General features: G+C 67.3%; 19 protein-coding genes. 15 read left to right on the top strand and 4 right to left on the bottom strand.

What is annotated here, in order from left to right:
• Window positions 1–2: 2 nt before the first annotated feature.
• Genes K3U94_RS18650 through K3U94_RS18695 form a run of 10 tightly spaced genes read left to right on the top strand, consistent with a single transcriptional unit; the run spans window position 3 to window position 10443 of the window.
• Window positions 3–860, top strand: coding sequence for an ABC transporter permease (locus K3U94_RS18650; protein WP_220694677.1), 858 nt, complete (start codon window positions 3–5; stop codon window positions 858–860).
• On the top strand, window positions 861–2114 hold the full coding sequence (locus K3U94_RS18655; RefSeq protein ID WP_220694678.1) for an MlaD family protein: 1254 nt from the start codon (window positions 861–863) through the stop codon (window positions 2112–2114). It begins immediately after the preceding gene.
• Complete coding sequence (locus K3U94_RS18660; protein WP_220694679.1) at window positions 2111–3151, top strand: MCE family protein; 1041 nt, start codon at window positions 2111–2113, stop codon at window positions 3149–3151. The genes K3U94_RS18655 and K3U94_RS18660 overlap by 4 nt, the downstream gene beginning before the upstream one ends.
• Before the next feature lie 5 nt (window positions 3152–3156).
• A complete protein-coding gene (locus K3U94_RS18665) occupies window positions 3157–4200 on the top strand; it encodes an MCE family protein (protein WP_220694680.1) in 1044 nt (347 codons plus the stop codon).
• A complete protein-coding gene (locus K3U94_RS18670; RefSeq protein WP_220694681.1) occupies window positions 4197–5303 on the top strand; it encodes an MCE family protein in 1107 nt (368 codons plus the stop codon). The genes K3U94_RS18665 and K3U94_RS18670 overlap by 4 nt, the downstream gene beginning before the upstream one ends.
• On the top strand, window positions 5300–6421 hold the full coding sequence (locus K3U94_RS18675) for an MlaD family protein (protein ID WP_220694682.1): 1122 nt from the start codon (window positions 5300–5302) through the stop codon (window positions 6419–6421). Before K3U94_RS18670 ends, K3U94_RS18675 begins: the two co-directional genes overlap by 4 nt.
• A complete protein-coding gene (locus K3U94_RS18680) occupies window positions 6418–7701 on the top strand; it encodes an MlaD family protein (RefSeq protein WP_220694683.1) in 1284 nt (427 codons plus the stop codon). Before K3U94_RS18675 ends, K3U94_RS18680 begins: the two co-directional genes overlap by 4 nt.
• Window positions 7702–7715: 14 nt before the next feature.
• Window positions 7716–8318, top strand: coding sequence for an Rv1363c family protein (locus K3U94_RS18685; RefSeq protein WP_220694684.1), 603 nt, complete (start codon window positions 7716–7718; stop codon window positions 8316–8318).
• Window positions 8315–8989 carry a hypothetical protein gene (locus K3U94_RS18690; RefSeq protein WP_220694685.1) on the top strand — a complete coding sequence of 225 codons (675 nt, stop codon included), beginning with the start codon at window positions 8315–8317 and terminating at the stop codon, window positions 8987–8989. The genes K3U94_RS18685 and K3U94_RS18690 overlap by 4 nt, the downstream gene beginning before the upstream one ends.
• 8 nt (window positions 8990–8997) lie before the next feature.
• Window positions 8998–10443 carry a carotenoid oxygenase family protein gene (locus K3U94_RS18695; protein ID WP_230987225.1) on the top strand — a complete coding sequence of 482 codons (1446 nt, stop codon included), beginning with the start codon at window positions 8998–9000 and terminating at the stop codon, window positions 10441–10443.
• Here the strand turns inward: K3U94_RS18695 and K3U94_RS18700 are convergent.
• Window positions 10433–11158 (bottom strand): RsiV family protein, encoded by a 726-nt coding sequence (locus K3U94_RS18700; protein WP_230987226.1) that lies wholly within the window; start codon window positions 11156–11158, stop codon window positions 10433–10435. The genes K3U94_RS18695 and K3U94_RS18700 overlap by 11 nt on opposite strands.
• Window positions 11159–11433: 275 nt before the next feature.
• Between K3U94_RS18700 and K3U94_RS18705 the strand changes: the two genes are divergently transcribed.
• Genes K3U94_RS18705 through mmsB form a run of 3 tightly spaced genes read left to right on the top strand, consistent with a single transcriptional unit; the run spans window position 11434 to window position 15025 of the window.
• Window positions 11434–12954, top strand: coding sequence for a CoA-acylating methylmalonate-semialdehyde dehydrogenase (locus K3U94_RS18705; protein ID WP_220694686.1), 1521 nt, complete (start codon window positions 11434–11436; stop codon window positions 12952–12954).
• Between the two features lie 10 nt (window positions 12955–12964).
• Window positions 12965–14128 carry an isobutyryl-CoA dehydrogenase gene (locus K3U94_RS18710; protein WP_220694687.1) on the top strand — a complete coding sequence of 388 codons (1164 nt, stop codon included), beginning with the start codon at window positions 12965–12967 and terminating at the stop codon, window positions 14126–14128.
• Window positions 14129–14149: 21 nt separating this feature from the next.
• Window positions 14150–15025, top strand: a complete 876-nt coding sequence (gene mmsB / locus K3U94_RS18715) for a 3-hydroxyisobutyrate dehydrogenase (RefSeq protein ID WP_047320759.1) — start codon at window positions 14150–14152, stop codon at window positions 15023–15025.
• Window positions 15026–15087: 62 nt separating this feature from the next.
• On the opposite strand, the gene K3U94_RS18720 is transcribed toward mmsB, so the two are convergent.
• Window positions 15088–15744, bottom strand: a complete 657-nt coding sequence (locus K3U94_RS18720) for a L,D-transpeptidase family protein (protein WP_220694688.1) — start codon at window positions 15742–15744, stop codon at window positions 15088–15090.
• 73 nt (window positions 15745–15817) lie between these two features.
• Complete coding sequence (locus K3U94_RS18725) at window positions 15818–16351, bottom strand: HAD family hydrolase (protein ID WP_047320758.1); 534 nt, start codon at window positions 16349–16351, stop codon at window positions 15818–15820.
• Window positions 16352–16467: 116 nt separating this feature from the next.
• Here K3U94_RS18725 and K3U94_RS18730 point away from each other — a divergent pair, with 116 nt between their 5' ends.
• Together K3U94_RS18730 and K3U94_RS18735 are read left to right on the top strand one after the other, a co-directional pair.
• On the top strand, window positions 16468–17118 hold the full coding sequence (locus tag K3U94_RS18730) for a response regulator (protein ID WP_047320757.1): 651 nt from the start codon (window positions 16468–16470) through the stop codon (window positions 17116–17118).
• Complete coding sequence (locus tag K3U94_RS18735) at window positions 17115–18368, top strand: GAF domain-containing sensor histidine kinase (RefSeq protein WP_047320756.1); 1254 nt, start codon at window positions 17115–17117, stop codon at window positions 18366–18368. The genes K3U94_RS18730 and K3U94_RS18735 overlap by 4 nt, the downstream gene beginning before the upstream one ends.
• On the opposite strand, the gene K3U94_RS18740 is transcribed toward K3U94_RS18735, so the two are convergent.
• Window positions 18365–19216 (bottom strand): alpha/beta fold hydrolase, encoded by an 852-nt coding sequence (locus K3U94_RS18740; protein WP_220694689.1) that lies wholly within the window; start codon window positions 19214–19216, stop codon window positions 18365–18367. The two genes, K3U94_RS18735 and K3U94_RS18740, sit on opposite strands and share 4 nt — an antisense overlap.
• Window positions 19217–19234 lie beyond the last annotated feature (18 nt).

A 19234-nucleotide genomic window follows, 5' to 3' on the forward strand; every position in this document is an offset into this window, starting at 1 on the left:
CCATGACGGCCACCGCCTTTCTTCCTGCCGGCGTTCGGCCCGTGCTCGCCGCCGCGGACGCGCCGGTCCAGCAGGCGGCACGGATCGGGCACATGGTGGCATTCTTCTTCCGGACCCTGGCCGGGATTCCGCTGGTGCTGCGCCGGTACCCGCGGGAGTTCTTCCGGCTGCTGTCGGATGTGACATGGGGCAACGGGTCCATCGTCGTCGGCGGCGGCACCGCGGCGGTGGTGCTGCTCAACGGCGCCGCCGGCGGAGCCGTGGTGGCAATCGAGGGCTACAACGCACTCAATCTCCTCGGCCTGGGCCCGGCAACCGGGTTGATCACCGCACTGGCGACCGTGCGCGAGATAGCGCCGATGATGGCCGCACTGAGCTTCGCGATCCAGGCCGGCTGTCGCTTCACCGCACAGTTGGGCGCGATGCGCATCTCCGAGGAGATCGACGCGTTGGAGTCACTGGCCATCCGGCCCATCCCCTACCTGGTGACCACCCGGGTGCTCGCCTCGGCGCTGGCCGTCGTGCCGTTGTTCGTCGTCTGCCTGTGCCTGAACTTCCTGGTGTGCCAGTTGGTGATCTTCTTGGTCAGCGGGCAGGCGTCTGGCACCTACCTGCACTACTTCGGATTGATGCTCGCCGCGCGCGACATGGTTTTCGCGGTACTCAAGGTCGCGATCTTCGTCGCCGTCATGTCCACCCTGCAGTGTTACTACGGCTTCTACGCCACCGGCGGACCGCGGGGTGTCGGCATCGCCGCGGGCCGGGCGATGCGCGCCAGCATCACCATCATGGTCAGCGTCAACATGCTACTCACCATGGCGTTTTGGGGCATTGACGCCGGCGGACGGCTGGGCGGGTAGATGCCGAACCGATTCGATTTCGACGGCCGGGGCCCGTCCACGCCGGCTTTGGTGGCGAGCGGAATCGCCTTTCTCCTGGTCTGCGCATTGACCGGCTGGCTGCTGATGGAGAAATCACAGGGGAAGCTGGACCCACGTGTCCAGGTCACCGCGGTACTGCGCAGTGTCGGTGACGGCCTGCCCCCCAAGTCCGATGTGAAGTTCCGCGGCGTGCTGGTCGGCATGGTCCGCGACGTCATACCAGCCGCGGGGGACGCACCCAACGTGGTACATCTCGATCTCAAACCCGATCGGGCGCACGGTATCCCGAAGACCGTGACCGCGCGTATCGTCCCGAGCAACGCGTTTGCGGTGTCGTCGGTGCAGCTTGTCGACAATGGGCCGGCGTCCGCGCTGCGGGGCGGCGATGTCATCACCGAAGACCAGACCCTGGCGACCCAGTTGTTCCAGAACACCCTGGCCAAACTGCGTGAACTCATCACGGCGGTCGCTCGTCGCGGCAACGATCAGAGCCTCGGCCTGATCCGGCTGGTGGCCGACGCCACTGCCGGCCAGGGACCGGCGCTGAGCGCGGCAGCGCAGGGGCTCAACCGAATCGTCGCCGAGATGAACAACCTCAGCATCGAGGACAGCGCGCCGTCCACGTTGGGAACCTGGGAATCGGCCATCGCGGCGCTGCGCGGCACCGCACCCGAACTGTTGGATTCGCTGCACAACGCCGTGGTGCCGATGCGCACCGTCGCCGAAAGGCAAGCGGCCCTGCATAATCTGCTGACCGGAGCGCAGGGCACCGTGGGCACCGTGCGCACCGCGATGGACAACCACACCGATGAGCTGGTGGCCATCGGCACCCAGCTGACCCCGGTCGTCGGTGTGCTGGCCGACAGCTCCGGCAAGTTCCCGGCGATCGCGCTGGGCATCAACAACGTGGTCAACACATTCTTCGACGAGTTGTGGACCCGCACCGGCACCAAGCTGAGCTTCACCTTCAAGCTGGTGGTCGCGCTGGCCCCGCTGCGCCTCTACACCCGCAGCGACTGTCCCGTCTACGGCGAGCTGCGCGGCCCCAGTTGCGACACGGCACCCGAGAGCACCCCGGTAGTCGATACGCACGGGATCCCCGACCCCCGCGCCTACGTACCCCCGCCGGGCATCACCCTGCCCGAGCCCGCCAATGCCGCCGACCAAGTACTGCTTGCTCCTGCTGGAAACCTTTCACCAGAGCCGACTTTCGAACCGGGCGGCACGCCATGACCGCCCACCGGCGCCGGCTGGCCTGGCTGATCGTGTTCCTGGTGGTGTGCTTCTCGCTCACCTGGACCATTCTGGTCACACTGCGCCGCGACGTGATCGGGCCCACCAACAGCTACACCGCGATGTTCACCGATGTCACCGGGCTGCGGCCCGGCTCCGACGTCCGGATGGCCGGGGTCCGGGTGGGTCGGGTGGACTCGGTGGACCTGGACCACGATCGCGCCCGGGTGCGGTTCCGGATCCAGCGCGACCAGCCGGTCTACGGCAACACCAAGGCGTCCGTGGTGTATCAGAACATCATCGGACAGCGCTACATCGGGTTGACCCTCGCCGACTTCGGCCGCCCGGAGAAGCTGCCCGACGGTGCCACCATCGGCGTGGAACACACCGAGCCGTCGTTCGATGTGACATACCTGCTCAACGGTTTTGAACCGCTGTTCACCCTGCTGGACCCGGACAACCGGGGTAACTTGTCCAACGCGCTGATCAAGGCTCTGCAAGGCGACTCGAATTCGCTTGCGGTGCTGATCGCTGAGACCTCCCGTCTGGCGCACTCCCTTGCCGGCCCCGACGACCTGCTGGGTCAGCTGATCACCAGCCTGAACGCGGTCACCCAGAACCTCGCCGGCCAGGGCGTTGCTCTGCAGACCACCTTGACTCAGGTTCGCGCCGTGGTCGCCGGCCTCAATGTGCGCCGCGACGAACTGATCTCGGCCGCGGGTTCCATTTCCACTGTGGTCGGCCGTCTTTCCGGGATTCTCACCGCAGTGCGCCCCGACCTGGAAGACCTCCTCGACCGCCAGCCCGGGCTCCTGTCCACCATGATCGCCCGCCAGGATCAGTGGGCCACCATGGGCGCCAACCTGCCCGCGGTGCTCAAGGGGCTGGCCCGGATCACCGGCGACAGCACCGCGATGAGCGCACAGGCGTGCGACTTCAACTTCACCCTGTTCAACTTCATGAAACCGATCGTGCCCAGCATCGTCAACGCGGCGACCCCCGGCGGTTGGCGCAAATACTCGGCGCAGTGCAGGTGACCGCCGTGGCAGCCACGCAGGTCCGCAAACGGGTCCTCGAGGACCGCAGCCAAGCGTGGCTGGGCGCCCTCGCGGTGCTGACCCTGACGGCGGTGATCGCCGCTACGACACTGCTCACCACGTTGAACCTCGGAAAGACAACCTATTTCGCCGACTTCCTGCAGGCGGCCAGCATCCGGTCGGGCGATGAGGTCAGCATCGCCGGCGTCCCGGTCGGCACGGTCGAGGACACCGCGCTGGACGGTGACCACGTGATGGTGTCGATGAAGATTCGTCACGACGTGGTCCTGGGCTCGCAGACCCGCGCCGCGATCAAACTGAGCACCGTCTTGGGCGCCCGCTATGTCGAACTGAAGCCGGCCGGCGACGGGACTCTTGACGGCCGGCGAATCACCCTGGCGCACACCAGCGTCCCCTATGACCTGCAGAAGCTGCTGCAAGATTCCACCAACACGTTCGAAGACGTTGACGCGCAGCGGTTTGCCCAGTCGATGCAACTGGTGTCCACCCAGCTGCGCGACGTTCCATCGGTCCTGCCGGATGCGCTGGCAGGCGTGCAGAGCCTCTCGCAAGTCATCGCCGAACGACGCGACCAGATCGCCGGGCTGCTGCGCAGTACCGCCGAGATCGCCGAGATCCTGGGCGGCCAGCAGGCCGACCTCGCCGCCCTGGTCAACCAGGGCCACCAGCTGTTCGGCGAAGTCGTGGCGCGACGGGACGCCGTGCAGCGGCTGATGGAGGCCGCGACAACGCTGGTCAGCACCGCCCGCGACATCACGGTCGGCGACCACGCCCAGCTCGACCGGCTGCTGGGTGACATCCGGCAGGTCACCGCGATGGTGGGCGACCACGACGACCTGCTCCGCAACTTGTTCCAGGCGATGCCGTTGTCGATGCGAAACGTGGCCAACGCCACCGGGTCCGGGCCATTCCTTGACTTCGCCCTGCCCGGCGGTCTGTTGGTGGACTCCTGGATGTGCGCGATCAGCGGCCGCGCAGAGCAATACAGGTGGCCGGAGCGTTACCAATATTTCAAGGACTGCGAATGACCAAGCGGACCATCCTCGTCGCAGCCATCATGGCCGCCGCAGCTGCGGTGTTGGGTGCGGGGTACACGCTGCGGCCGGTGGTGAGTACCGGGCCGCGCACCATCACCGCCCAGTTCGACAACGTCATCGGTCTCTACACCGGCAACACCGTCGCGGTGCTCGGCATGCCGGTGGGTCGGGTGGCCTCGATCAGCCCCAAAAGCAGCTACGTCGAAGTGGTCCTGCAGGTCGACCCGAAGATTGTGCTCCCCGTCGATGTGCAGGCGGTGACCGTGGGAACGTCGATCCTCACCGATCGTCACGTCGAACTCACCCCGCCGTATGCCGGCGGCCCGGCTCTGCCGGACGGTGCCACGCTGCGCCTGGACCGAACCAAGACGCCGATCGAATTCGACCGGGTGCTCAAGATGGTCGACAAGCTCGGCACCGCGCTGGGCGGCGATGGCCATGGTGGCGGACCGATGGCCGATATCCTCACCGCGACTTCGGAGATCACCACCACGAGCGGGCAGCAGCTCAAGACCGCGCTCGGCCAGCTCTCGGCAGCGCTGCGCACCGGGGACGATGACGGGCAGGCAACGCGGCGCAACATCACCACGATCATCACCAATCTGAGCAGGCTCACCGATGCGGCAGCCCGAAACCAAGACGTGGTGCGTGCCTTCGGCTCCGACATCCGGGCGCTCAGCGACATCGTCGCCCAGGAGGGTGTCGGGCGGGGCGCTACCGGACGCGCGCTCAACCAGGTGCTCGAACAGCTCAACACCTTGCTGACCGACAACGGCGACAACCTGACAGCAACGCTGCGCAGCAGCAACGCGCTGACCAAGGCCCTGGTCGACTATCGCCGCGAACTCTCCGAGGTGTTCGACGTCGCCCCGCTGGCGATCGACAACGTGGTCAATGCGATGGACACCGACAACGGCATGCTGCGAGTGGGTGCGCACTTCGATTCGGTGTTCTTCGACAGTTCGATGACCAAAGAGGTCTGCAACATCCTGGGTCTGCGGCAGTTGGGGTGCCGCACCGGCACCATCCGCGACCTGGGCCCGGATTTCGGAATCACGTCCGTGCTCGATGCGATGACGAGGTTGGGGCAGTGACCGGGCGTCGGCTCGTCGGGTTGCCGGTTGCGGCGGCGGCAATGCTGCTCGCCGGATGTTCGGTCGGAGTGGAGCAACTGCCGTTGCCCGCGCCCGGAATCGGCGGCGACAGCTACCACCTGAGCGCGGTATTCTCCAACGCCCTCAACCTGCCGGACCGAGCCAAGGTTCGCCTCGGCGGTGCCGATGTCGGCGAAGTGGTGTCGATGACGGCCAAGGACTACACCGCCGTGGTCGATATGCGGATCCTCGCCGACGTCCGGCTGCCCACCGGAACCACCGCCGAGCTGCGGTCGGCCACTCCGCTCGGCGACATCTTCGTCGCGTTGCGACAACCCGCACCGGCCGACGGTGCGGCGGTTCTCCACGACGGCGACCGCATCCCGATCACCTCGACTCTGGCCGCCGCGACCGTGGAGGAGGTGCTGGCCTCGACGTCGATGCTTGTCAACGGCGGGGTGATCGGCAACCTGACCCGAGTTCTCAACGGGGTGGGCTCCGCCGTGGGGCACGACGGCGAAGGGCTGGCCGCGATGATCCGGGAATCGCGCGCCTTGGTCACCACGATGTCGTCCCGCACCGACGACATCCGCGCGGTGATGCAGCAGACCGCCGCGCTGGCCGACACGCTGAACAGCCAGCGGAACTCGATCAACGATGTGCTGGCGTCGTCGGCGCCGGCACTGAGCGTCATCGCCGACCACACCGCCACCATCGTCGCGTTGCTGAACCAGATGGGTGCAGTAACCAGCCAACTGCAACGGTTCCCGTCGATCGCCGGCGTCGACACCCGCAGCCTGATCCACGACCTCAACGAACTGTCCCGCGCTTTCAACGACACCGCGGTGGATCCGCAAGTCACGATGGACAACTTCGTGCGAATTCTGCCGCCGGTGCTGAAACTGTTCAGCGCCAACGCAGCCCATTCCGATGTCGACCTACAGCAGTTGGCGCTCGGCCACATCCCCGACAAGAACCACCTGGGGGATCCCGAGTTCCACGGCCCCAAGTGGGCCGACTGGGACAACCTGGTCGGATCGTTACGGTACGTGATCAGCCAGCTGGGCGATCGGGTCTGGGGTACCGACCGCGGCCGAATCTGGGGGCCACACCAATGAACGTCGTCGAACCGATCGCCGCGCTGATCCTGCGGACGGTCCGTAGTGGGGTGGCGCACCGGCTGCTGATCTCCGGTCTGGCGCAGATCGCGCTGGTCGTCGTCGGGGTGACGTATCTGCTTTTCGGCGCGTTGCGCGACAACCCGTTCGCCGATCAGATCACGGTGGCGGTGCACTTGGATGAGTCCGGCGGGCTGCTGGCCAACCAGGATGTCACTCTGCGGGGAGTGCCGATCGGCCGGGTGGCCTCGGTCGACTTCACCGGCGACGGGGTGCGGGCGATCGCCCGCATCGACGCCCGCGCCAAGATACCGCGCGACGGCACGATTGCCCGGGTGTCAGGCCTGTCACCGGCCGGCGAGCAGTACCTCAACTTCGAGCCCACCGATACCACCGGCCCGCCACTCACCGACGGAGCGGTGATCGACCGCGCCTACACCGCGGCTCCGATCCCGATCTGGCGGTTGCTCGGCAATGTCGACGGCCTGCTGGCGCAGACCGATCCGGTTCAGCTCAAGGCTGTCCTCGATGAACTCGCGGTCAGCGAGCAGGGGCCCGAGAAGTTGCGGCAGCTGCTCACCGGTAGCCAGCTGCTCATCTCCACGTTGGACGGTGTGCTGCCGCAAACCATGACGCTGCTGCGCAGCAGCCGCCCGCTGTTCAAGATCTTCGACGATTCATCGAATGGAATGCGTTCTATCGCAAGCAATTTGGGAGCCACCCTGGCCGGTGTCACTGACAAGGACGCCGGAATGCGCCGCATGCTGGACGAGACGCCGAAAGTGCTCGCCACGGTCGATCAGGTGATCGCCGACAATTCCGAGACCGCGGTGCAGCTGTTGGGGAACCTGACCACCGTCGCGCAACTGTCCTACGTACGAGTACCGGCGCTGCAGCAGTTGTTCCGCGACGACCGGCCGCCGCTGCTCGACGGGGTCGCCAGCCTGATGCACGGCGGTGGCATATGGGCGATCGCCGACATCTACCCGCGGTATATGTGCGACTACTCGCACCCCCGCGATGTTCCGTTCATCCCGAACTACCCGGAGCCCTACCTGAACACGTACTGCCTCAACGACGACCCCGGGTTACTGATCCGCGGCGCCCGCAACGCTCCCCGCCCGCCCGGCGACGACACCGCCAATCCTCCCCCCGGTTGGGATCCGCTGCGGCGCACCGATCCCACTCCGGTCGGCCCGCACACGATCCCACTGCCCTACGGCGGCCCGGCCATGCCGCCGGAATCCGAGCCGCACCGACAGGGCATCCCGTGGAACTGACAAGGAGATAACGCATGCTCGACACGCAGTTGCCGACCGAAGCCAAGGAGCTTGCCGAGCTCCCCGACGGCGCAGCCGACAGCACTCCTGCCGACGGAGGCGCCCACCCGCATGACGGGACAGCGACGGTGTCGCGAAAGCTGCTGCCGCAACTGGTGATCGGCGCATTGACACTACTGGTCGTCACGCTCGCCGCGTGCTGCGGATACCTGGGTTGGCAGAACAAGAGTCATCGCGACATCGAGGCTGCCGGCGCGGCGGCCCAACGCGTTGCGCAGGACTATGCCGCCACCTTGACGTCTGTGGACAGCAACAACCTGGACGCGAACTTCGCCGCCGTGCTGGACGGCTCCACCGGCGAGTTCCACGACATGTACCGTCAGTCCAGCGCCCAGTTGCGGCAGATGCTGCTCGCGCGAAAGGCGACCGGGCACGGCGTCGTCATCGACTCCGCGATCAAGTCGGCGACCAAGGACCGAGTCGTGGTGCTGTTGTTCGTCGATCAGACCGTGACCAACACCGACGTGCCGGACCCGCGCATAGACCGCAGCCGCATCGTGATGACAATGCAGCAGATCGGCGGTCAATGGAAAGCCGCGAAAGTGGAGTTGCCATGAGTAGCAAGATCACTGCCCTGCGCGACGATTGGATCATGCGCTCCATGCTGTCCCGGGTGGGTGACATCCCGGAGTCGGTGCTGCTGCCCATGCTGCGCCAACTCGCCGACAACAGCGAGGCAGTGGACGCCGGGTGGGAAGCGTTGATCGCCACACGCATCCGCCCCCGGGCACGGCTGGCCCCCCGCGAGTCGTGGCGGCGGCGCTACGGGCAGTTCGTCCGAGAATTGGAGTGGGCCATCACCGGGTTGGTGGAGGTACTGCCACGAGACGATGTTGAACACCTGGTCTCCGACGCCGTCGCGAGCCGCTTGCGTCGGTGGCTGCGGATCCTGCTGCCGGCCTTCAACACGGTCACCCTGGTCCCGCGCGGGCTGTACCCGAGTGTGATGGACGCCGGGGTCTCCGTCGCGACTTTCTTGGTCGGCCCGATCCAGCGGTCCGGCGTCGAACCCGACGGCACTCTGGTATATGAGATACCCGAGTGCGCCATGCACACTGCCACGGAGACAGGTGTGGCGCAGGAGCATTCGTGCCTGATGGCCTGCAAGGCCGCCTGCGAGAAAGTGTTCGACAAAGATTCAGCCATGCCCTTGGAGTTCGACCCCCATCTGCCCGGACTGTCCTGCACGCTGCGGGTTCACCCCGCCGCGAGTCACCCCAACAGATAGGACCGATTGTGACCAACTCGAACACTGCCGGCGCCGACTTCGCCGCGTACACGCCGCTTTACGAGGAATACGACTACACCATCGATGACTACGACGGTGAACTGCCCGAGGAGCTGCAGGGCACCCTGTACCGCAACGGCGCCGGCAAGCTCGATGCCGGCGGGCAGGCGCTGGGTCACCTGTTCGACGGCGACGGGATGCTGTCGCTGTTCTCCATCGCGGGCGGATCGGTGCACTACCGCAACAGGTATGTGCGGACCAAGCATTACCGCAAATCGCTGACCTCCCACGGTGCGCCCTACCGTGCACTGGGAACCATGCGCCCGGGCGGAATACTGACCAACGCACTGCGGTTCCCGGCCAACGTGGCCAACACCAGCGTGGTGATGCACGCCGGAAAGCTACTGGCGCTGTGGGAGGGCGGCCCGCCCACCGAGCTCAATCCCGACACGCTCGACACCATCGGTATCCACAACTTCGACGGCGAGCTGAAATGGCTGGGCGCGTTCTCCGCGCACCCCAAGTGGGACCCGGACACCAAGGAGATGTTCAACTTCGGGCTGGCGATGGTGCCGTTCCCGAAACTGATCTGCTATCGCGTCGACCGCGCAGGCGCGTTGCACCGGCTGGGTCAGCTGAAGCTGCCGTTCGCAATGTTCAACCACGACATGGGCCTGACCAGTAAGCACATGGTGTTCGCGATTCCGCCGCTGATCTTCCCGACCTCCAAGCTGATGGGCGCCGGATTCGGGCTGCGCAACTTCATCGACGCCATCGAATACGACGCCTCCCGCGGCACCATGATCGGCCTGGTGCCCCGCGATGGTGGCAAACCGCGGGTGCTGTACACCGATCCGCTGCTGCACCTGCACTTGGCCAACACCTACGAGGACGGCACCGACACGATCGTGGAGCTGGTGCACTACGACTCGACCTGGGAAGAACTCAACGGTCAGCTCTCGAGTTTGAGCACGGACCGGGCCAGTGAGGTCGGGTCTTACGGGGGGACGTTGCTGAGACTTCGGATCACCAAATCCGACAAGGTTATTCACGAGCCGCTGTCGGAGCTTCGCGGCGAGTTCCCGTCGTTCAATATCTTCCGGACCAGCCGGCCGAACCGCTACACCTATCTGTCCGCGGACGCCGACGGCAGCAATTACCCGAATGCGGTGGCCAAGGTCGACAACACCACCGGCGCGGTGGTCACCCACCAGTTCCCGTACGGCCACCAGCCGCACGAGGCCGTTTTCGCCGCCCGTCCCGGCGGCACCGACGAGGACGACGGCTGGTTGCTGGTGGCCACCCAGGACGGGGTGAACAACCGTGCCGCCCTGGCCGTATTGGACGCCAAGCACGTCGACGCCGGGCCGGTCTACACCGGCCGGCTGCGGCATCACCTGCCGCTCACCTTCCACGGCAGTTTCACTCCGCGGGTGGCGCAGCCTACTGGGTGATCGCCGCGAACTCCGGGGCGATCAGGTCGGCCACCCGCGCCCACGGCACGGTGATCACCGCGAGACCACGGCCGAACTGATAGTCGCCGAAGTGCAACTCGATGCCGTCGGCGGTGGGGATCCAGTACTTGAAGTTGATATCGAGCGGCGCCACCTCGTTGCCGAACTGCCAGGTGCCCTGCCTGGGCGGCGCGTACTCGGTCGGCAGGATCTGCTTGGTCTGCTCGGCCAGCCGGGCCAGGCCGGCCGGTTTGTCGACGAATAAATTGTCCCAAGTGATCAGGATGCCGCTGCGTTTGTCGAATACCCGGGTGGCCACCGCATGAAAAGGCATATTCGGCATATCGGTGTTGTATTCGCCGACGAAAAGCTCTGAGACAGTGATCGGACGGAATGACAAGGTGCCGGTGGAATTGAACGTCCAGGGAACGGTCTTGCTTGCGCTGGGCTCGTACGTCGCGACTTGGCCGCGGGCCTCGGCATCGATCACGTCGTTGATCGCGGCCGCAACGTTCTCATCACCCCCGGCGACACGTTGATATCGAACTTCCCAGGTGCCCAAATGATCCGGTCTTGTTCCGGCGATCACGTCGGGGATCGCGGCGTAGCCGCCGGCGGCGCCGGGTTCGGCCGACACCGGAGGCACTCGGACCGGTACGGCGATGGCCCAGGCGGCCACCAGCATCAGCGTGCAGATAATTCTCCGTCGCCCCATGCTATTTCCTCCGCCAGCGTCAGATTTAAAATCCAAGAATAGTCGACGGATGAAATTCCGGCATGAGAACAGCGGGAAATGACTTTTACGACCGTACCGATAATCCCATCGCAGCCGTCGTCGAAAACTCGGCGGATCCGGCGGGCCGAGCAGCGGCGGCGCGCTGGAGCGCGGCGCGGGGACCCCCTCTGGTAATTACTAGGACATCCTAGTATTCTCGGGGCCGGGCCGATCCGGTCCCCACTCGCCACTGAAAACACTCCCGGGATGACCGCATGAGCACACAGATTCCGCACTTCATCGATGGCCACCGAAACGCCGGCACCTCGCAGCGCACCACCGACGTCTTCGACCCCAACACCGGCGAGGTGCAGGCCACCCTGCCGCTGGCCAACCAAGCCGACGTCGACGCCGCGGTCACCTCCGCGGCAGTGGCCCAGCGCGATTGGGCCGCCTACAACCCGCAACGCCGGGCCCGGGTGATGATGCGTTTCATCGACCTGGTCAACAGCCATGTCGATGAGCTGGCCGAGCTGCTCTCCCGCGAGCACGGCAAAACCCTCGACGACGCCCGCGGCGACATCCAGCGCGGCATCGAGGTGATCGAGTTCTGCGTCGGCATCCCGCACCTGCTCAAGGGTGAGCACACCGAAGGCGCCGGCCCGGGCATCGACGTGTTCTCGCTGCGCCAGCCGCTGGGTGTGGTCGCCGGGATCACCCCGTTCAACTTCCCGGCGATGATCCCGCTCTGGCAGGCCGGACCGGCCCTGGCGTGTGGAAACGCGTTCATCCTCAAGCCTTCCGAGCGCGACCCGTCGGTGCCGGTGCGTCTTGCCGAGCTGTTTGTCGAGGCCGGTCTGCCCCCGGGGGTGCTGCAGGTGGTGCACGGCGACAAGGAGGCCGTCGACGCCCTGCTGCACCACCCGGGCGTCGCTGCGATCGGCTTCGTCGGCAGCTCCGACATCGCGCAGTACATCTACTCGACCGCCACGGCCAACGGCAAGCGCGCGCAGTGCTTCGGCGGCGCCAAGAACCACATGATCGTGATGCCCGACGCCGACCTGGACCAGGCCGTCGACGCTTTGATCGGCGCCGGCTACGGCAGCGCCGGCGAGCGCTGCATGGCGATCTCGGTGGCGGTGCCGGTCGGCGAGCAGACCGCCGACCGGCTGCGGGCCCGGCTGGTGGAGCGGATCAACAACCTACGGGTGGGCCACAGCCTGGACCCGAAGGCCGACTACGGGCCGCTGGTCACCCGGGCCGCCCTCGAGCGGGTCAACGACTACATCGCCCAAGGCGCGGCCGCCGGCGCCGAGCTGGTGATCGACGGCCGCGAACGGGCCAGCGACGACACCCAGTTCGGTGACGCCGACCTGACCGGCGGCTTCTTCGCCGGGCCGACGCTTTTCGACCACGTCACCACCGAGATGTCGATCTACACCGACGAGATCTTCGGTCCGGTGCTGAGCATCGTGCGCGCCCACGATTACGAAGAGGCGTTGCGGCTGCCCAGCGAGCATGAATACGGCAACGGGGTGGCGATCTTCACCCGCGACGGCGACACCGCCCGCGACTTCACCTCCCGGGTCCAGGTCGGCATGGTCGGGGTGAACGTGCCGATTCCGGTGCCGGTGGCCTATCACACCTTCGGCGGCTGGAAGCGCTCCGGCTTCGGCGACCTCAACCAGCACGGTACCGCGTCCATCACCTTCTACACCAAGGTCAAGACCGTCACCCAGCGCTGGCCGTCTGGAATCAAGGACGGCGCCGAATTCCACATCCCCACAATGCAATAGGCCCGCGCTCATGAACACGATCTTGGATGACGAAGAACGGGTGATCGTCGACACCGCAGCGGCGTTCGCCGACAAGCGCCTGGCCCCGTATGCACTGGAATGGGATGCCACCCACCACTTTCCGGTCGACGTGATGCGGGAGGCGGCCCAGCTGGGGATGTCGGCGATCTACTGTCGCGACGACGTCGGCGGCTCCGGGCTGCGCCGGCTGGACGGGGTGCGGATCTTCGAGCAGCTCTCGATCGCCGACCCGGTGATCGCGGCCTACCTGTCGATCCACAACATGTGCGCCTGGATGATCGACAGCTACGGCACCGAAGACCAGCGCAAGAGCTGGGTGCCACGACTGGCGTCGATGGAGGCGGTGGCCAGCTACTGCCTCACCGAGCCCGGCGCCGGCTCGGACGCCAGCGCGTTGAGCACCCGCGCGGTGCGCCACGGTAGCGATTACGTGCTCGACGGCGTCAAGCAGTTCATCTCCGGCGCCGGCGTCTCCGACGTCTATGTGGTGATGGCCCGAACGGGCAGTGACGGACCGCGGGGCATCTCCACGTTCATCGTCGAAAAGGACACGCCGGGACTGAGTTTCGGTGCCGCCGAGCAGAAGATGGGCTGGAACTCCCAGCCGACCGCGCAGGTGATCTTCGACGGCGTGCGAGTTCCGGCCGAGGCGATGCTCGGCGGTCCCGAAGGCGATGGCAACGGGTTCAACATCGCGATGAACGGCCTCAACGGCGGCCGGATCAATATCGCCGCCTGCTCGATGGGCGGCGGCCAGGCAGCGTTCGACAAGACCGGCAGCTACCTGGCCGACCGGACGGCATTCGGCAAGGCGCTGCTGGACGAACCGACCATCCGGTTCACCCTCGCCGACATGGCCACCGCGCTGGAGACCTCGCGGCTACTGCTGTGGCGCGCGGCGACCGCGCTCGACAACAACTCCCCCGACAAGGTCGAGCTGTGCGCAATGGCCAAGCGCTACGTCACCGACGCGTGCTTCGATGTCGCCGACAAGGCGCTGCAGCTGCACGGCGGGTACGGATATCTGCGCGAATACGGTCTGGAGAAAATCGTCCGGGATCTTCGGGTGCACCGCATTCTGGAGGGCACCAACGAGATCATGCGGTTGGTGATCGGCCGGGCCGAGGCGGCCCGCGTCCGCTCCGGCCAGTAACCCGCCGCCAAAGGAGCACATATGGCAATCGTCGCGTTTCTCGGCCTCGGCCACATGGGTGGGCCGATGTCGGCGAACCTGGTCGCCGCCGGGCACACCGTGCGCGGCTTCGATCCGGTGCCGGCGGCGTGCGCAGCCGCCGAGCAACACGGCGTGAGCGTCCACACCGGCGCCGCCGAGGCGGTGGCCGGCGCCGACGCGGTGGTGACCATGCTTCCGCACGGGGACGCGGTGAAGAGCTGCTACGCCGAGATCCTGCCGGCGGCCACCCCGGGCACCCTATTCATCGACAGCTCGACCATCTCGGTCGCCGACGCCCGCGAGGTGCACGCCCTGGCCGGCTCCCACGGCATCGCCCAGCTCGACGCGCCGGTGTCCGGCGGGGTGACCGGCGCGGTCGCCGGACGGCTGGCGTTCATGGTCGGCGGCGAAGACGCCGCAGTGGCGCGGGCGACCCCCGTGTTGGAGCCGATGGCCGCCAAGATCATCCACTGCGGCGCGGCGGGCGCCGGCCAGGCCGCCAAGATCTGCAACAACATGGTGCTGGCCGTGCAGCAGGTGGCGGTCGCCGAGGCGTTCGTGCTGGCCGAAAAGCTGGGCCTGGCCGACCAGGCGTTGTTCGACGTGATGACCGGGGCCACCGGAAACTGCTGGGCGCTGCACACCAACTGCCCGGTACCCGGGCCGGTGCCCACCTCGCCCGCGAACCGGAACTTCGAGCCCGGCTTTGCCGCCGCGCTGATGAACAAGGACCTGGGCCTGGCGATGGATGCGGTCGCCGCGACGGGGTCGGCCGCCCCGCTCGGTAGCCACGCCGCCCAGATCTACCGCGAGTTCGCCGCCGAACACGGCGCGCAGGATTTCAGCGCCGTGATCAATCTGCTGCGCGGCAGCTGAGCTCTCCGCCGGCGTGCTCGGTCACGATCGGGCCGCCCAGACTTGTCGGACCTCACTGCGGGCTACTTCGCGATTGCCATCACCGCGCCGGGCCTCAGCCAGCCGATGATCTTCACGAGCGTGGCGTCGTCGATCGCCACACAGCCCGCGGTAGGCCCGCCGTCGGTGGTGTGAAAGAAGTAGGCGGAGCCGTCACCGGGTGTGCGGGATTTATTGACGCCGATGACCACCGCGTGCCGGTACTGCGGGATGTCGAGGTTCTCGCTGGCCGCCGTGTCGAACCGGCACTGGGCTTTCTTGCAGACCTGCATGGTGTTGTAGGTCGGGCTGTTGGAGTCGCTGTCCCACCAGTGGTCGGATCCGACCTGCACATACGGCAGGCCACCGCCGGGATTCGGAGCGGTGCCGAACGCCGAATCGAGCGTGAAAAACCCCATCGGGGTGGACGGCTCACCTTCCTTGGTCCCTCGCGTGATGCCCGCCGAGCCGACATGTGCCGGAATCCCGGCCGCGACCGCTTCCCAGCCCGCGGGAGTCCGCTGATAAACATCGATCTTTGCGATCGAATGCCCCACTCCGACAACCGAAACGACCTGGGTGGCGTTGCCGACCGCATTTCCGAACCACGGTTCGACGACCGCCGCGGTCCGCGGCGCGGTCACCGAGGTCACGCCCATCGCGCACAGCGCTGCGCACAGCAGAACCACCAGTCGACGCACCACATCATGGTCGGTGACCGGTGGCGTCAGCGCAAACAACGACTGCGGCGTGGCGTGGTGACCAGCGCCGTGATCAGCCTGCTTCGCGGCAGCTGAACCGGGCGACCACCCGCTGCGCCTGCAACTCCCGGCATCCGTTGGCCAGCAGCCCGTCGTAACGGCTGGAACCCGCGTAGATCACCGGCAGGCCGATCGCGGCCGCGGTGCGGGCCCCGGACTCGTAGCCGGCGATCACCAGCGCCTCCCCGGCCACGATGCCCAGCTCCCACAGCGCCAGCCGGTAGAGCTCGGCATCACCGGCGGGACCGGTCAGGTCGTCGGCGCTGACCACGGTCTCGGCCATGCCGTCGCCGATCAGTTCCCGCACCCGCTCCTGCACCCAGGCACGCGGGCCGGCGCCCACCACCGCGATCCACAGACCGGTCGCGAACAGGCTCAACACCAGGTCCACCAGGCCCGACCGAGGTTCACCGTCGGCGTCGGCGAGCGCGTCGAGATCAAAGATCACCGCTTGTAGGGGGTAGACCTCGGCATCCGGGCGCACCTGGTCCCACCAGAACGGGCGGCCAGGACCGGTCCATGTCGCGAGTTCAGTTGTGATCTGCATAACAGACACGGTGCCGGAAACGGGCGCGGGTGTCCTCCCCCATTGGGGGGATCCGGGCGGGGTAATCACCCGCGGGGTTCATTCGGGAGCCCTCCCGGTGCCCCTATTGTCTTGCTATGCCCGTGCGCCTGGTCCTCGTCGACGACCACGAAATGGTGATCGAGGGTCTGCGGGCCATGCTCACCGCGTTCGCCGACCGGATCGAAGTGGTCGGCCAGGCGATCAACGCCGAACAGGCCATGGCCGTGATCGCCGAGACCGACCCCGACATCGTGCTCTGCGACGTGCGGATGCGCGGCGAGAGCGGCCTGGACCTCTGCCTGGCCCTGCGGGAACGCGACCCGGAACGCAAGGTCGTGATGCTCTCCGTCTACGACGACGAGCAGTACCTGTTCGAGGCGCTGCGGGTCGGTGCCAGCGGCTACCTGCTCAAGAGCATCAGCAGCGACGACCTGGTCCACCAGATCGAGTTGGCCCACCGCGGCGAGACGGTGATCGACCCCGGGCTGGCGGCGCGCGCGGCCGGCACCGCCGCCCGGCTGCAGCGCGACGAGTTCTGGCCCGGCGCCCGGCAGGGGCTGACTCAGCGGGAAAGTGAGATCCTGGCCTACATGGTCAGCGGGCTGTCCAACCGCGGAATCGCCACCAAGCTGGTGATCGGCGACGAGACGGTCAAATCCCATCTCCGCTCGATCTACCGCAAGCTCGGGGTGTCCGACCGGACCGGCGCGGTGGCCACCGCGCTGCGTGAAGGCATCTACCGGTGAGCTCCTCGGGCGGACAACGGTCCCGCACCCGCAAGCCCAACGCGGTACGGGATTTCGTCGACGCCAACCATGAGCTGGCGCTGCTGCGAGAGCTCATCCAGGCCGCGTCCAGCGGACCCGGAGTGGAACCGCTGGCCGCCGCGGCGGCCCGGATGATCACCGCGGCCACCGGTACGGACGTCTGCTTCGTGCACGTCCTCGACGACACCGAACGCTCGCTGACGCTGACCGGCGCGACCCCGCCGTTCGACACCGAGGTGGGCAAGATCCGGCTGCCGCTGGGGTCGGGGGTGTCGGGCTGGGTGGCCCGCCATCGCGAGCCGGTGGTGATCAGCCACGACAAGGAAGCCGACCCGCGCTACCTGCCGATCGAGTCGCTGCGCGGGCGTGACTTCACCTCGATGGTGTCGGTGCCGATGGAGACCGATCCGGGCGGGCTGGTGGGTGTGCTCAACGTGCACACCGTGACGCGCCGCGAGTTCACCCCCGGCGATGTCGAGCTGCTGCGGGTGATCGGCCGGCTCATCGCCGGTGCCATGCACCAGGCCCGGCTGCACCGGCAGCTGGTAGCCCGCGAACGTGCCCACGAGCTCTTCGTCGAGCAGGTGATCGAAGCCCAGGAGATCGAGCGGCGCCGGCTGGCCGGCGACATCCACGACGGCATCTCGCAGCGGCTGGTGACGCTGTCCTACCGGCTGGACGCTGCCGCCCGCGCGGTCGGCAGCGACCCGGAGGAGGCGTCGGTGCAGCTGGAAGCCGCCCGCGAACTGGCCGGCCTGACGCTGCAGGAGACCCGCGTGGCGATCAGCGGGCTGCGGCCCCCGGTCCTCGACGACCTGGGCCTGGCCGGCGGGTTGGCCAGCCTGGCCCGGTCCATCCCGCAGCTGAAGATCGAGCTGGACCTGGCCGAGACCCGGTTGCCCGAGCACATCGAGCTGGCGCTGTACCGGATCGCGCAGGAGGGCCTGCAGAACGTGGTCAAACACGCGGCGGCGACCACGGTGCGGCTGGGATTCGCGATCACCGCCGACCCCGATACCGCGCGGCTGGAGATCGTCGACGACGGGGTGGGTTTCGACACCTTCGAGCACCCGGTGGGCGGCGACGAGATGGGCGGCTACGGCGTGCTGTCGATGGCCGAGCGCGCCGAGCTGGTCGGCGGCCGGCTCAACATCCGGTCGCGCCCGGGGGCAGGCACCGCCGTCACCGCCACCATCCCGGTGCCGCCGGTCGTCCGAGCGGATCCCTAGTCCGCCCAGAAGTCTTCGAGCAGCCGCGCGACCCTGCGCGGCGAGCCGCGATTGTCGGCGGCGATGTGTCCGACCCGTTTGAGCTCGATGCGCTTGGCGTTCGGCAGCCGCCGGGACAGCGCGTCGAGCCCGAGGTGGAGTTGGTGCGCGCTCCTCGCCCCGCCCAGCAGCAGCACCTCGCAACGCAGTTCCTCGATACGGGGATTGACCTTCTCCACCGATTCCAGCGTTGCGATGCCGTCGAGACGCATAGTCGGGACGAGATCACGAAGGGCGATGTCCCCGCGAGGGTGGGTCTTGGCGTCGACGCCGAGTGCGACTCGCACCAGGCCGGTCAGCGCCCACCTCGGCAGCAGTTGCAGCGGCGTCCGGTCGCCGGTGCCCTTCAACACCTCGGCCACGGCGGCGGCAGGTCCCGAAGCAACAAGCGCCTCTTCATACTTCGGCAGCCACGCCGCCGGGGTGGCGCCGTCGATGGTCAGCGGCGGTTCATAGAGCACCAGACTGTCGATGCCACCGTGTTCAATCGCCGTGTAGAGCGCGATAACAGCTCCGGAGCTCAAGCCGAAGACTCGGCGCGCCCCGACCGAGCTCAGCAGCGCGTGCAGGTCTTCGCCTTCGCGCGCCAGCCCGTAGTCCTCGCCGGCCGGCACTTCGGGTCGCCGACCGCGCCGGTCGGGAAGGTAGACGGTGTAGTGGGAACCGAGCAGCTCGGCGAGCCGCTGGAAGCTCTGTGCGGCCTGAATTCCGCCGTGCACCAGGACGATCGGGGCGCCGCCCTCGCCGACGATGCGGTGCGAGACCTCGGTGCCGTCGGCTGACACCACTGTGCCGGTCCGGTACTTCACGTTGCTGGCTCCCTCGTA

The sequence above is a fragment of the Mycolicibacter heraklionensis genome, from assembly GCF_019645815.1.
Lineage (GTDB): Bacteria > Actinomycetota > Actinomycetes > Mycobacteriales > Mycobacteriaceae > Mycobacterium > Mycobacterium heraklionense.